Genomic DNA, 13,430 nt, shown 5'->3' with positions numbered 1-13,430 from the left:
GACGGTAATGACGGCGAGATGCCGATACGCTTCCGGCGACAGAAAACCTATACAATACTTGCATATCAAGCCTGGCGATGAGAACCTTTCGTACCGTTGAGGCTCGGCCAGGAGGGCCATACGCAGCCTCGCTTCCACAACGGAACGAACGACGGCACGTCATGCGCCAAGGAGGGCGACCCGTGTACTACCCGATTTCCTGTACCCGCTGTGGCCACGACCTGGCCAGCACACCGGGACCTGTAACGGCTCAGCCCAATGACTGGGAAGAGCTGAACTGCACCGAGTGCGGTGAGTTTCATGCCACCCTGGGCGCCTGGGAAGAACAGCAGACGCCCGACCGCCTGCGCTTTCTCAACAAGTCTCGCAGCCTGATGATGGCCATGCGACGTGAGCACGATGCCTTGATCGAGCAGCAGCACACCAAGGGAGAGCGAGTCGCATGATCACCGTCGCCCTGGACCTGAGCTGCACCATCTGTGGCCACTCCCGCTTCACGCTGCCTGTTGGTCAAGACGACGGCGACAGCGTTCACTGCGCCAACTGCACCGCCTACAAGTGCAAGGCCATGGACCTGGAGCGCGCGCTAATGGCGACTCTGCCACCGTCCATGCCTGCAGTACCGACTTCCTCTGGCGCCGCCCAGGCGGTACCCGCCTGAGCGATGGCTTGAGAGACAGCGTTTCAGCGCCCCGCTTTTCGCCGACGCGTCCTGGCGATTCACGCCGCCCCTTCTGGGGCGGCGTTTTTAATGGAAGGCAGCGCAGCCGCGTCTTTGCTTTCTTCCTTTCCTCCTTTCCCCCCTTGCCACCATGGCGGCGACCATCGAGACCGCTATCGAGGCAACTATCGAGGCCAGTGCGGGCCACGGCCCAGGTTTGGGGTATCATTCGCCCGCTAGCGAACGGCCGTCAGGCTTCAACCTCCCCTAGAAGAGGACCAGCCCTCCGCGGTTACGCCACGCTCGCCGGCACTCTCACGCCCCCTGGACACGTGGCTCATGACGAGCCGGAGACCCCATGCAAGAGACCGCCCTTACCGACCCTTCTCCCAAGGCAAACCGTTTTGCCCGCACCCGCGCACTGCCGACCATTGCTCTGTGCGCCCTGATCTACGCCTCGACCCTGTCCGTCGGCTACCACATCAACGCGGCGGTGTTGACGATCCTCAGCATGATCGTGCTGTGCCTGCTGCGGATCCCCGTGGCCATCGCCCTGATCAGCGCCGCCATGCTAGGCGCGCTGCACGCCGGGCTGTCGATGAACGACGCCATCGGCGCCTTCAATGACAACCTGCTGGTCGGCGCCCAGGTCGGCCTGACCTACGTGATGATCGGCGCCTTCGCCGTGGCGCTGTCACGCTCGGGCCTGCTCGAACTGCTGGCCGATGCTATCTCGGCGCGCCTTGGCAGCGACGAGCAAAGTACCCGCAAGGGCGTCAAGTGGACGCTGTTCGGCCTGTTCATCGTCGCCTCACTGATGTCGCAGAATCTGGTGCCGGTGCACATCGCCTTCATTCCGATCCTGCTGCCTCCGCTGCTTGTGGTGCTCGATCGCCTGCGAGTCGACCGCCGCGCCGTGGCCTGCATCCTGGCCTGCTCGATCAGCGCCAGCTACCTGCTGCTGCCCACCGGCTTCGGTGCCATCTTTCTCAACGAGATCCTGCTGGCCAACGTCAACAGCGTCGGCGCGGACTACGGGCTGACCGCCACCGCCGACATGGCCCCCAAGGCCATGGCACTACCGGTGCTGGGCCTGGTCGCGGGGCTGCTGGTGGCCGTTTTTATCAGCTATCGCCGCCCGCGCGACTACGTCACACCAAGTACCACCGCCGCCGCCAGGCCCGCCTCGCCGGCTCGCCTGAAGCCGCTACAGCTGGTCATCACCTTGGGAGCCCTGGCGGTGGCCCTGGTCTTTCAGCTCAAGTTCGACTCGCTGTTGCTCGGAGCCATGGTCGGTTTTCTGATCCTGGGGGTCTCCGGTATCTTCCGCTGGCAGGAGCAGGATGACGTCTTCACCGACGGGCTGCGGATGATGGCGCAGATCGCGGTCATCATCACCGTCGCCTCCGGCTTTGCCGGCGTGCTGACCGCCACCGGCGAAATCGAGCCTCTGGTGGCGGCGTCGGCCGAACTGATCGGCGGCAACATGGCGCTGGGCGCAGCGGTGATGCTGGTGGTGGGACTGTTCATCACCATCGGCTTCGGCGACTCCTTCGCCAGTGTGCCGATCCTGGCACCCATCTACCTGCCACTGGCGCTGACCCTGGGCTTCGACCCGCTGGCGGCGATGGCCTTGCTGGGCGCCTCGGCGGCCTTGGGCGACGCTGGCTCGCCGGCCTCGACCATCACCCTGGGCGCCACCGCCGGGCTTAACGCCGATGGCCAGCACGACCATATTCGCGACAGCGTCATCCCCACCTTCCTGCACTGCAACATCGGCATGCTGGTGTTCGCCTGGATCGCCGCCATGGTGCTGTAATGCGCAGCACCTGACACCAAGCCTCGCAGCACTGGCAAAGGCCACCCCTCGGGTGGCCTCTGACGTGGGCACCGAACGACACCATCATTGATTTTATAGACACCTGGTCTAAAATCATTGCATGACCAATCCGACGATAGCCAGGCGCCGGGGGCGACCGCCGAAGACCGACTACAGCGTCGGCGCCACCCAGGGCGACGCCAGAGCGGCGCTGATCGCCAGCGGCCTCGAGACCCTGACCGAACACGGCTTTCTGAGCGCGGGACTCGACGGCATGCTCAAGCGTGCCGGGGTGCCCAAGGGGTCCTTCTATCACTACTTTGCCAGCAAGGAAGCCTTCGGCCAGGCGGTGCTCGAGCGCTACGCCCGCTATTTTGCCGACAAGCTCGACCGCCATCTGCAAGACGATTCCCGGCCACCACTCGAGCGCGTGCAGGCCTTTGTCGACGATGCCAAGGCCGGCATGGCACGCCACGACTATCGCCGTGGCTGTCTGGTGGGCAATCTCGGTCAGGAGGCGGCTGGCTTGCCGCCGGACTACCGCGAGCGGCTGATCGCCACGCTCGCCGACTGGCAACGACGTCTCGCCGCTTGCCTGGAAGAAGCCCGCCACCACGGCAATATCGCCTCCGACAGCGACCCTGACCGGCTGGCCGAGGCCTTCTGGATCGGCTGGGAGGGCGCCATCATGCGCGCCAGGCTGGAACGCAGCCCGCGCCCGATCGATGTGTTCACCGACAGTTTCTTTTCGGGCCTGGACACCCAACGCCAGGGTCGTCCGTCGCCATGAACTGAACTGAGCCGACCTGACTGGACAATAGTCCGACACTGAACCGAGAGCCCGCTCCTGCGGGGTCGTATACGGCGCCCTGATACTGCTTGCGCCAATTTATAGACAAACCGTCTAAAAAGGAGACCGCCATGTTCGACGCCATCGTGATCCGCAAGGAAGGCGACACTCAGAAGGCCGCCATCGAGTCACTGGATGACCAGGCCCTGCCCGAGGGCGACGTGACCGTGAACGTCGACTACAGCACCCTGAACTACAAGGACGGGCTGGCCATCACCGGCAAGGGCCCGGTGGTCAAGTCCTTCCCCATGGTCCCGGGCATCGACCTTGCCGGCGTGGTGGAAGCCTCGCAGCACCAGGACTTCCAGCCGGGTGACCGGGTGGTCCTGAACGGCTGGGGCGTCGGCGAGAAGCACTGGGGCGGGCTGGCCCAGAAGGCACGCCTGAACGGCGACTGGCTGATCCCGCTGCCCGAAGCCTTCAGCACCAGAAACGCCATGGCCATCGGCACCGCCGGCTACACCGCCATGCTCTCGGTGCTGGCGCTGGAGCGCCACGGGGTGACCCCGGACCAGGGCGAGGTGCTGGTCACCGGCGCCAGCGGTGGCGTCGGCAGCTTTGCCATCACCCTGCTGGCCAAGCTGGGCTACGAAGTCGTTGCCTCCACCGGCAAGGTCGAGGAGGCGGACTATCTGAAGGCACTGGGCGCCACCTCGATCATCGACCGCGGCGAGCTCGAACAGCCCGGAAAGCCCCTGGCCAGGGAACGCTGGGCGGGTGCCGTCGACAGCGTCGGCAGCCATACCCTGGTCAATGTGCTGGCCTCGACCCGCTACGGCGGCACGGTGACCTCCTGCGGCCTGGCCCAGGGCATGGACCTTCCCGCCACGGTGATGCCCTTCATCCTGCGTGGCGTGACCTTGGCCGGCATCGACAGCGTGATGCAGCCCAGAGAAGTTCGCCTGGAAGCCTGGCAGCGCCTGGCCGAGCTGATGCCTGAAGAGCGTCTCGACGACATCGCCAGCGAGATCCCGCTGAGCGAGGCCATCACCACCGCAGAGCGCCTGATGGAAGGCAAGGTCAGAGGCCGCGTGGTGGTCGCCACCCGCTAGGCCCGATGACACGTGCCCTGCTGGCCGTCGCCGGCAGGGCGCCTGATGTTCCTTTCCTCGGCGCTTTCTCGGGCCTTACCTGGCGCTTACCTGGCGCGTACCTGGCGCGTACCTGGCGCTGTCTTGGCTTCCTGCCGGCTCGCTTACAGGCACCAACACACCAGCTCATATTCCATATGCGGAATTTTATTTCTACATAAGGAATTTTCTTGACGCCCTCAGGGTCGCTTCCTAGGCTGGTTTGAACTTGACGAGGAATCAGCCATGAGCACCGATGGGAATTTCATCAACAACGACTTTGTCAGCGTCCCTCAGGCCAGCATGATCCCGGTCTACTGCCCCGCCACGGGAGCGATGGTGGGCGAGGTACAGGCCGCCACCAACGCCCAGGCGATGGAAGCTGTCGAGGTCGCGGCCAGGGCCCAGAAGCACTGGCGCAGGCTGACCAGTGCCGAGCGGGCGGTACATATGCAACGCCTGGCCGACGCCCTGATGGAGCGTCGCGAGGCCATTGGGCGGGCGCTGGCCGAAGAGTCGGGAAAGAGCCTCGAGGACGCCACCAACGAGGCGGTATACGCGGCCGATATCACCCGCTACCACGCCGAATGGGCGCGACGGATCGAGGGCGATATCGTGCCCAGCGACACCCCTGACGAGAGCCTGCTGCTCACTCGGGAGCCGATCGGCGTGGTGGCCTGCCTGATTCCCTTCAACTACCCCGTCTTCACCCTGCTGCGCAAGATTGCACCGGCGATGATCACCGGCAACAGCGTGATCGTGCGCCCGAGCAACAACACTCCGCGTTCGGCCTTCGAAATTGCCCGGGCCGTCCAGGCGGCCGAGATCCCGCCGGGGGTGGTCAACATCCTGAGCATGGACCACGCCACCGCCGAGGCCGTGTGTACTCACCCAAGGGTCGGCATGATCACCCTCACCGGCAGCGTCGGCGCCGGCCGCAAGGTGCTGGAGTACTCCCAGGTCAATATCGCCAAGTCGTCGCTGGAACTGGGTGGCAAGTCACCGGCCATCGTCGAGCCCGACGCCGACCTCGAGCAGGCCGCCCGTCAGATCGTGGCCTCCAAGACCACCAACTGCGGCCAGCTGTGTACCGCCATCGAGCGGGTCTACGTGCATCGGTCCATCGCCGAGCCCTTCATCGCCCTGCTCAAGGCCAACATGGAGGCCTGCACCTTCGGCAATCGTGCCGAGGACCCCAGCCACATGGGCCCCCTGATCAACGAGAACACCCGCCTCAATGTCCACCAGATGGTCGAGCGTGCCATCGACGACGGCGCCACCCTGGCCACCGGCGGCGCGATTCCCCCTGGCCCCGGACACTTCTACCCGCCGACCCTGCTGACCGACTGCCGCCAGGACATGGAAATCGTCCAGGAAGAGATCTTCGGCCCGGTACTGCCGGTACTGACCTACGCCGATGTGGATGAAGCCCTGGCGCTGGCCAACGACCACCAGTTCGGCCTTGCCTCGGTGGTGTTCACCGAGAACTACCGCACCGCCATGAAGGTGGCCCACAACATCGAGGCAGGCGAGGTCTACATCAATCGCACCCCATCGGACCCCTACCAGGGCTACCACGCCGGCTGGAAGCGTTCGGGCCTCGGCGGCGACGACGGCAAGCACGGCATGCTGGACTACACCCAGACCCGGCTGGTGGTATTGAACTACTGACGCCATCCCGCGCTACCCCACACCCAAGCCCTTCACCGCCGCGTCTACGCCTGGCGGTCGGCTAGCTTGCTGCCCTTTTCAGAGGACTCGCCGTTCATGAAAGTCGTCAGTTGTGAAAGCCATGTGGTCGCCACACCTCCGCCCCACATCGGCGGCATGTACTGGATCTTCGTCAAACTGGGAACCGCCTGTGGCATCGAGGGCGTCGGCGAGGTCTATGCGGCGACCTTCCACCCGCAGGTGGTGGTCGCCGCCATCGAGGACGTGTTCGAGCGCTACCTGAAGGGACGGGATCCCCACCATCTGGAACGGCTGTATCGCGAGACCTACTCGAGCGGCTTCACCCAGCGCCCGGACCTGACCATGATGGGGGTGCTCAGCGGCCTCGAGATGGCCTGCTGGGACATCGTCGGCAAGGCGGCCGGCCAGCCGGTACATGCACTGATCGGCGGCAAGCTCCACGACCGGCTGCGCTCCTACACCTATCTCTACCCCCGGGCCCCCGGCGGCGACTATGACTACGACAATGTCGAGCTGGCGGTGGAGTGCGCCCTGGAGCAGAAGGCCCTCGGCTTTACCGCGCTCAAGTTCGATCCGGCGGGCCCCTACACCGCCTACTGCGGGCATATGCTGTCACTGGAGGCGCTGGAAAAGAGCGCAACCTTCTGCCAGCGCATCCGTGAGGCGGTCGGCAACGGCTGCGACCTGCTGTTCGGTACCCACGGCCAGATGACGCCGGCCTCGGCGATCCGCCTGGCCAAGCGCCTCGAACCCTTTGACCCGCTGTGGTTCGAGGAGCCGGTGCCCCCCGGCCAGAGCGAGGCCATGGCCAGGGTCGCCGACCATACCTCCATCCCGGTGGCCACCGGTGAGCGGCTGACCACCAAGTACGAGTTCCATGACCTGCTGCGCCACCAGGCCGCCTCGATCCTGCAGATGAACCTTGGCCGGGTCGGCGGCATCCTCGAAGGCAAGAAGATCGCCGCCCTGGCCGAGGTCCACTACGCCCAGATAGCGCCCCACCTGTACAACGGCCCGGTGGGAGCGGCGGCCAGCATCCAGCTCGCCGCCACCACACCCAACTTCCTGATCCAGGAGAGCATCGGCACCTGGGACGGCTTCCACGCCGAGGTGCTCGAACGCAAGATCGAGTGGAGTGACGGCTTTATCATTCCCTCCGATCGACCGGGGCTCGGGGTGGAACTGGACATGGCGGTGGTCAGGGCCCACTCGCCCTACACCGGCAAGCGCCTGCACCTGAGCATGGACGCCACGCCCTACGACGTCGTCCAGCAGTCCTGCACCCGCTGGAAGACCCGACCGGAGGCCTGAGGCGATGGACTACGACTTCATCATCGTCGGTGCAGGTTCCGCAGGCTGCGTGCTGGCCCACCGGCTGAGTGCCAGCGGACGCCACAAGGTACTGATCGTCGAGGCCGGCGGCCGTGACAGTTCCCCCTGGCTTCGGGTGCCGGTGGGCTTTGCCAAGACCTACTATCACCCTGGCTACAACTACATGTACTACAGCGCCGAGGAGCCGGCGTTGACCAACCGGCGGATCTACACACCCCGGGGCAAGGTCCAGGGAGGATCGGGCTCGATCAACGCCATGATCTATGTGCGAGGCCAGCCATCGGACTTCGATGACTGGGAGCGTGCGGGTAACCCGGGGTGGGGCTACCAGGCGCTGTTGCCCTATTTCAGGAAACTCGAGCAGCACCCTGCGGGCGATACCGAATTCCACTCGAGCCAGGGACTGATCGGCATCACCCCGCTCAAGGAAATCGCCCATCCGATCTGCCAGTCCTACCTCAGGGCTGCCGATGAACTCGGCTACCCGCTCAATGACGACTTCAATGGCCCCTCCATCGAAGGTGCCGGTCTCTATGAGACGAACATCCGCCGAGGCCGTCGCGATTCCAGCAACACCGCCTACCTGAAGCCGGCGCTCGAGCGCTCCAATCTCACCCTCAAGCACGTCAGCCAGGTTCAACGGGTGCTGTTCGACGATCAGCGTCGCGCCAGCGGCATTGAATACCGAGAGCAGGGCCAGTTGAAGACCCTGCGCGCACGCCGCGAGGTGATCGTCTGCGCCGGTGCGGTGGACTCGCCAAAGCTGCTGATGCTATCGGGGCTCGGGGACAGCGAGAAGCTGCGACAACACGGGATCGCAGCGCTCCAGCAGCTGCCCGGCGTGGGCCGAAACCTGCAGGATCACCTGGCCGTCAGCTACTTCTATCGCGCCAACTGCCGGACCCTGAACGACGACTTCAACTCTCTGCCCGGCCTGACCAGGGCAACGATGAAGTACCTGATCAATCGCAGCGGCCCGCTGGCGATGAGCGTCAACCAGGCCGGAGGCTTCTTTCGTGGCCATGCCGACGAACCCGTGCCCAATATCCAGCTCTACTTCAACCCGCTGTCCTATCGCATCCCGGCGCTTCCGGACACGAAACTGACCGCGGATGCCTACTCCGGCTTCCTGCTGGCCTTCAATTCCTGCCGTCCCGACAGTCGTGGCACCATCGAGCTGGCCAGTGCCGATGCCAATGAGCCGGCGGTGATCCGGCCGAACTATCTGGGAACCCGACGAGATCAGGACGAGGCCATTCAGGGCAGCCGGCTCATTCGCGCGCTGGCCTACACGGCGGCCCTGGGTGCCGTCATCGACGCCGAGGTCACCCCGGCGGATGCCGTCCACGATGACCAAAGCATGTTAGAGTACTTTCGCGCCAACGCAGGCTCCATCTATCATCTGTGCGGTACCTGCGCCATGGGGCCCGACCCTCGCGAGGCGGTGGTCGATGGCAGTCTCAGGGTGCATGGCGTGTCCGGGCTCAGGGTCATCGACGCCTCGATCTTTCCCAACATCACCTCGGGTAACCTCAATGCACCGGTGATGATGGTGGCGGAAAAGGGGGCCGACCTGATCCTTCAGGACCACCCGATCTGAACGACGCCCAGGAGCCACATCGCCCCTGAGTCTTACCGGACGAGTCATCTGCATTCGTCCTCGCATTCGCGTTTTGGAGACCGCGGCTGATCATGAATTCGGAAAGGACCTCGGAAAAGACCAAGGCTCCGGCGGTCGATCATAGCGTCATGATCCTGGACCTGCTGGCGGCCACCAGCTATCCCATGACGCTTTCGGAAATCTGTGACGCTACCGGTATTTCGCCGGCCACCGGTCACCGTGTCATCAACGCCCTGCTTCACCACCAGCTGGTGGCCCAGGATCCAAGCCGCAAGAAGTCCTACTGCATCGGCTCACGCATCTTCCAGATATCCTCCACCATCTATAACAAGCAGAGCCTGATACCCTACTTCTATCCGATCGCGGAAATCCTGAAAAACGAAATCCACAAGACCATCTTTCTGTGCGTGCCCATCGGCAACAAGGTGGTGGTGGTGTCCAAGATCGACGGTGCCAGCGGCGCAAGCTTCAACCTTTACGTGGGCAAGACCATGGCGCTGCACGAAGCGGCCAGTGGCAAGATCATCCTGGCGATGCGCGACGAGGACTCCTGGCAGGGCTATCTCGCCGACGAGCTTGGTCTTGCTCCCGAGAACAAGGGAGTGAAAGGCGTCATGGCGGAACTGGGGCGGGCCCATCGGCTCGGTTACGCCACCTCCAACGGCGCGCCTGAGCAGGGCGTCAGCTGCATCGCCGCACCGGTGCTCAACCTGCGTAACGAGCCCATCGCAGCGATCAGCGCCGCCATCAGCAGCGACACCCTGAGCCCCCAGGAGGCGCGCCGCTACTCCAAGAACCTGGTGCAGGCCGCGCGCCAGCTGTCGTCCCGCGTTGTCTGACGTTCCGCGTCATCGGACATCCACGGCACCGCTGCCGCTGGATCGCCTGCCGCCCTTGAGTGCGCTGAAGGGATTCGAGGCCGCGGCGCGACTATCAAGCCTGCGCGCCGCAGCCGAGGAGCTGCACCTCTCCCACTCCGCCATCGCCAACCAGATACAGCGTCTGGAGCAGAGCCTGGGGACGAAACTGTTCGCCCGCCGGGGTCGGCATATCGAGCTCACCGCATCCGGGCGACGTTTCTACCCTATTGTGCGCGACGCCCTGGAAGCGCTGATCCTGGGCGCCGAAACACTGCGTCGCCAGCCCTGCCTTGAGCCTCTGCGCGTGCAGGTCTACGTAACCACCTCGATCCGCTGGCTGGCCCCACGACTGGCACAATTTCACCAGCGCCATCCCGAGACCGAACTGAGGATAAAGACCTACAGCCTGGACTGGACCTTCGACAGCGCTCACGCCGATATCGCCATCCTCTTCCGTGATGGCCCACTACCCTCTCGACTTGACTGGACACCGCTGTTTCCCTCGACGCTGACCCCTGTGTGCAGCCCCTCGCTGGTGATGGGGCATTCGTTACCGCTATCCCCCGAGGCGCTGCAGGCCTTCCCGCTGATCAGCGTCTACACCGAGAGCTGGAGCTGGCAGGGCTGGTTCGACACCCAGTCGCCTCCTGCCATACGGCCCGCGCCGCCACGCGCCCTTCAGGTCGACACCCTGGCGGCGGCGCTCGAGATGGCCGCCCGAGGTGAAGGCGTCGCCCTGGTCAATGGCCCCTTCGCCGAGGATGACCTGGCCACGGGCCGGCTGATCAACCCGGCGGGCAAGGTACAGCCCGCCAGCGGCGAATGGGGCATCGCCTGCCCCTCCCATCTGGCCGACGATCCGCGAGTGGTAACCTTCAGCACCTGGCTGCTGAGTCAGCGGGGCTGAGTCGCCTTCACTCAACAAAAGTGACCAATCACCAAGAAAAGATGAATTGTCGTCTGCCCCCGCCGTGCCTAGCGTGAAGCCTACCTGCAGCATTTCATCCGCCCCCGCGCAAGGATGTCACTGCAAGGTGATCGGCTCACCGGCATGAGATGACCTCCCATGAACATCGGCTTTATCGGACTTGGCAACGTCGGCGGCAAGCTCGCCGGCAGCCTGCTGCGCAACGGCTATCACGTCACGATCCGCGACCTCGACCCCGAGATCACTCGACGCGTCATCGACCAGGGCGCTGCCGCCGCCAGCAGCCCCAGAGCAGTGGCCGAGGCCAGCGACATGATCATCACCTGCCTGCCATCTCCTCGCGCCTGCAGCGCGGTAATGGAAGCCGAGGATGGGGTCATCGCCGGGCTCTCTGCCGGCAAGGTGTGGCTGGAGATGAGCACCACCGATGCACAGGAACTGGTACGCATTGCCGCCAGGGTCGCCGCCACCGGCGCCCTCGCCATGGAGACACCGGTCTCCGGCGGCTGCCACCGCGCCGCCACCGGCAACATTTCGATCTTCGCCGGCGGTGATCGCGACACCTTTGAACGGGTGTTGCCGGTGCTGACCACCCTGGGGCGTCGGGTCCTGCACACCGGACCTCTGGGCACGGCCTCGATGCTCAAGGTACTGACCAACTACCTCGCCACCGCCAATCTGTGTTCGGTGGCCGAGGCCTTGACCGTGGCTCGCAAGGCCGGCCTGGACATGAACACCACCTTCGAGGCCATCCGTATCTCCTCGGGCAATTCCTTTGTCCACGAGACCGAATCCCAGGTCATTCTCAACGGTAGCCGCGATATCAGCTTCACCATGGATCTGGTGCTCAAGGACGTGGGCCTGTTCGACGCCCTGGCCAGAAGCCTCGAGGTGCCCCTCGAGATATCGCCGCTGCTGCTCGACATCTTTCAGGATGGCCAAGAGCGCTATGGCTCCCGTGAGTGGTCATCCAACATCATCCGGCGCCTTGAGGACGCCTGCGGCGTCGAGGTGCTCGGCGACGGCTTCCCCGCCGAACTGACCGACACCGAGCCGGAAGAGGTCGGCCATGAAGTGGTCGTGCGCGGCAGGTCCGGATAAAGGGCTACCAGGCTGACCGCGACGGCATACGCCGGTCTTGATCATCATCCGAGCCAACGAGGACCTTGCCATGCACTACAGAGAACACTTCTTTATCGATGGCCGCTGGCACACGCCCAGCGACAGCGAGCGCTTTGGCATCCTCGACCCTGCCACCGAGAATCTGTGCGCCTCGGTGCCAAGAGCGCACCGAGCGGACATCAACGCCGCCGTCGAGGCGGCGCGGCGCGCTCTGCCCGACTGGTCGGCGACCCCCGCCGGGCAACGGCGCGAGATACTTCTCGCCGTCGCCGACGAGATGCAAAGGCGCCACGCAGATCTGGTCGAGGCCCACGTCATCACCCTGGGCAGCCCGGTCCAGATCACACCCGCCATGCACGTGGATGGCCCCATCGAAGGCATGCGCTACTACGCCGAGCGAGCCTTGCGTTCCGAACAGATCGAACGCCGCAATGGCGTCGCCATCGTCCGCGAGCCGGTCGGCGTGTGCGCGCTGATCAACCCCTGGAACTACCCACTGCATCAGCTGGTCGGCAAGCTGGCCCCGGCCCTGGCGGCAGGCTGTACCGTGGTCACCAAGCCGGCCGAACAGACGCCGCTGCAGGACTTCATCATGGCCGAGATCTTTCAGAGCGTCGGCCTCCCCGCCGGGGTCTTCAACCTGGTGACGGGCTCCGGCAGCGAGATCGGCCCTCTGCTGGCGAGCCATCCCGAGGTCGACATGGTGTCCTTCACCGGCTCCACCCGCGCCGGTATCGAGGTGGCCATCAACGCCGCCGCCGGGGTCAAGCGAGTGTGTCAGGAGCTGGGGGGCAAGTCGCCGCTGATCATCACCGCGGACGCGGACCTGCCCCGGGCGGTGCGCTTCGGGGTGGAAAACGTGATGGCCAACAGCGGTCAGACCTGCGACGCCTTCACCCGCATGCTGATACCACGCTCACGTCTGGCCGACGCCGAACGCATCGCCCTGACGGTCGCCCGGGAGCAGGTGGCAGGTGACCCGACGGACACCGCCACCACCATGGGGCCGCTGGTGTCCCGACGCCAGCGCGACAGCGTACGCCAGCACATTCAGCAGGGTATCGCCGAGGGAGCCCGCTTGATGCTGGGTGGTACCGAGGCCCCTGAGGGGCTGGAGCAGGGCTACTATGTTCGCCCCACCCTCTTCAGCGACGTCAGCAACCACATGGCAATCGCACGATCAGAAATCTTCGGCCCGGTGCTGTGCCTGATTCCCTACGACGACCTGGAACAGGCCATCGAGATCGCCAACGACACGCCCTATGGGCTGTCTTCCGCCGTCTACGCCGCCAGCGCCGAAGCCGCCCTGCCCATCGCCCGCCGCCTCAAGGCCGGCCAGTGCTACCTGCAAGGGGCGGAATTTTCCTTCGATGCCCCCTTCGGCGGCTACGGCCAATCCGGCAACGGTCGCGAATGGGGCGAAGAGGGCCTGGAGGAATATCTGGAAACCAAGGCCATCCTGGGGGGCTGAGGGC

Annotated in this window: 12 protein-coding genes; all 12 read left to right on the top strand. The window is 64.9% G+C overall.

Annotation, left to right across the window (positions count from 1 at the left end):
- The first annotated feature begins 182 nt into the window (after positions 1-182).
- The 12 genes from NFG57_RS01715 (at position 183) to NFG57_RS01660 (ending at position 13,426) form a co-directional block, all read left to right on the top strand.
- The gene (locus NFG57_RS01715) at positions 183-446 is read left to right on the top strand and encodes a hypothetical protein (RefSeq protein ID WP_045992616.1); all 264 of its coding nucleotides are present in this window, start codon (positions 183-185) and stop codon (positions 444-446) included.
- Complete coding sequence (locus NFG57_RS01710) at positions 443-661, top strand: hypothetical protein (protein WP_213230778.1); 219 nt, start codon at positions 443-445, stop codon at positions 659-661. The genes NFG57_RS01715 and NFG57_RS01710 overlap by 4 nt, the downstream gene beginning before the upstream one ends.
- Positions 662-1,142: 481 nt before the next feature.
- Positions 1,143-2,480, top strand: a complete 1,338-nt coding sequence (locus NFG57_RS01705; RefSeq protein WP_213230862.1) for a Na+/H+ antiporter NhaC family protein — start codon at positions 1,143-1,145, stop codon at positions 2,478-2,480.
- 121 nt (positions 2,481-2,601) lie between these two features.
- Positions 2,602-3,270 carry a TetR/AcrR family transcriptional regulator gene (locus NFG57_RS01700; protein ID WP_253555084.1) on the top strand — a complete coding sequence of 223 codons (669 nt, stop codon included), beginning with the start codon at positions 2,602-2,604 and terminating at the stop codon, positions 3,268-3,270.
- A 131-nt stretch (positions 3,271-3,401) separates the two neighbouring features.
- Positions 3,402-4,382 (top strand): MDR family oxidoreductase, encoded by a 981-nt coding sequence (locus NFG57_RS01695; RefSeq protein WP_222568364.1) that lies wholly within the window; start codon positions 3,402-3,404, stop codon positions 4,380-4,382.
- A 264-nt stretch (positions 4,383-4,646) separates the two neighbouring features.
- Positions 4,647-6,071, top strand: coding sequence for an aldehyde dehydrogenase (gene aldA, locus NFG57_RS01690; RefSeq protein WP_348815208.1), 1,425 nt, complete (start codon positions 4,647-4,649; stop codon positions 6,069-6,071).
- A gap of 96 nt (positions 6,072-6,167) precedes the next feature.
- Positions 6,168-7,403 carry a mandelate racemase/muconate lactonizing enzyme family protein gene (locus NFG57_RS01685; RefSeq protein WP_348815207.1) on the top strand — a complete coding sequence of 412 codons (1,236 nt, stop codon included), beginning with the start codon at positions 6,168-6,170 and terminating at the stop codon, positions 7,401-7,403.
- Between the two features lie 4 nt (positions 7,404-7,407).
- The gene (locus NFG57_RS01680) at positions 7,408-9,024 is read left to right on the top strand and encodes a GMC family oxidoreductase N-terminal domain-containing protein (RefSeq protein ID WP_348815206.1); all 1,617 of its coding nucleotides are present in this window, start codon (positions 7,408-7,410) and stop codon (positions 9,022-9,024) included.
- 92 nt (positions 9,025-9,116) lie between these two features.
- On the top strand, positions 9,117-9,884 hold the full coding sequence (locus NFG57_RS01675) for an IclR family transcriptional regulator (RefSeq protein ID WP_045992605.1): 768 nt from the start codon (positions 9,117-9,119) through the stop codon (positions 9,882-9,884).
- On the top strand, positions 9,877-10,812 hold the full coding sequence (locus tag NFG57_RS01670; protein WP_348815205.1) for a LysR substrate-binding domain-containing protein: 936 nt from the start codon (positions 9,877-9,879) through the stop codon (positions 10,810-10,812). Before NFG57_RS01675 ends, NFG57_RS01670 begins: the two co-directional genes overlap by 8 nt.
- 159 nt (positions 10,813-10,971) lie before the next feature.
- A complete protein-coding gene (locus tag NFG57_RS01665) occupies positions 10,972-11,934 on the top strand; it encodes an NAD(P)-dependent oxidoreductase (protein ID WP_348815204.1) in 963 nt (320 codons plus the stop codon).
- A 70-nt stretch (positions 11,935-12,004) separates the two neighbouring features.
- The gene (locus NFG57_RS01660) at positions 12,005-13,426 is read left to right on the top strand and encodes an aldehyde dehydrogenase family protein (RefSeq protein ID WP_348815203.1); all 1,422 of its coding nucleotides are present in this window, start codon (positions 12,005-12,007) and stop codon (positions 13,424-13,426) included.
- Positions 13,427-13,430 lie beyond the last annotated feature (4 nt).

It is taken from the genome of Halomonas sp. H10-59, assembly GCF_040070555.1.
In the GTDB taxonomy this organism is placed as follows: Bacteria; Pseudomonadota; Gammaproteobacteria; order Pseudomonadales; family Halomonadaceae; genus Halomonas; species Halomonas litopenaei.
This window is presented reverse-complemented; position numbering and strand designations above follow the sequence as displayed.

Coding starts and splice junctions, on each gene's coding strand:
- NFG57_RS01710 (WP_213230778.1), top strand. CDS start 443: ATGATCACCGTCGCCCTGGACCTGAGCTGCACCATCTGTGGCCACTCC.
- NFG57_RS01700 (WP_253555084.1), top strand. CDS start 2,602: ATGACCAATCCGACGATAGCCAGGCGCCGGGGGCGACCGCCGAAGACC.
- NFG57_RS01695 (WP_222568364.1), top strand. CDS start 3,402: ATGTTCGACGCCATCGTGATCCGCAAGGAAGGCGACACTCAGAAGGCC.
- aldA (WP_348815208.1), top strand. CDS start 4,647: ATGAGCACCGATGGGAATTTCATCAACAACGACTTTGTCAGCGTCCCT.
- NFG57_RS01685 (WP_348815207.1), top strand. CDS start 6,168: ATGAAAGTCGTCAGTTGTGAAAGCCATGTGGTCGCCACACCTCCGCCC.
- NFG57_RS01680 (WP_348815206.1), top strand. CDS start 7,408: ATGGACTACGACTTCATCATCGTCGGTGCAGGTTCCGCAGGCTGCGTG.
- NFG57_RS01675 (WP_045992605.1), top strand. CDS start 9,117: ATGAATTCGGAAAGGACCTCGGAAAAGACCAAGGCTCCGGCGGTCGAT.
- NFG57_RS01665 (WP_348815204.1), top strand. CDS start 10,972: ATGAACATCGGCTTTATCGGACTTGGCAACGTCGGCGGCAAGCTCGCC.
- NFG57_RS01660 (WP_348815203.1), top strand. CDS start 12,005: ATGCACTACAGAGAACACTTCTTTATCGATGGCCGCTGGCACACGCCC.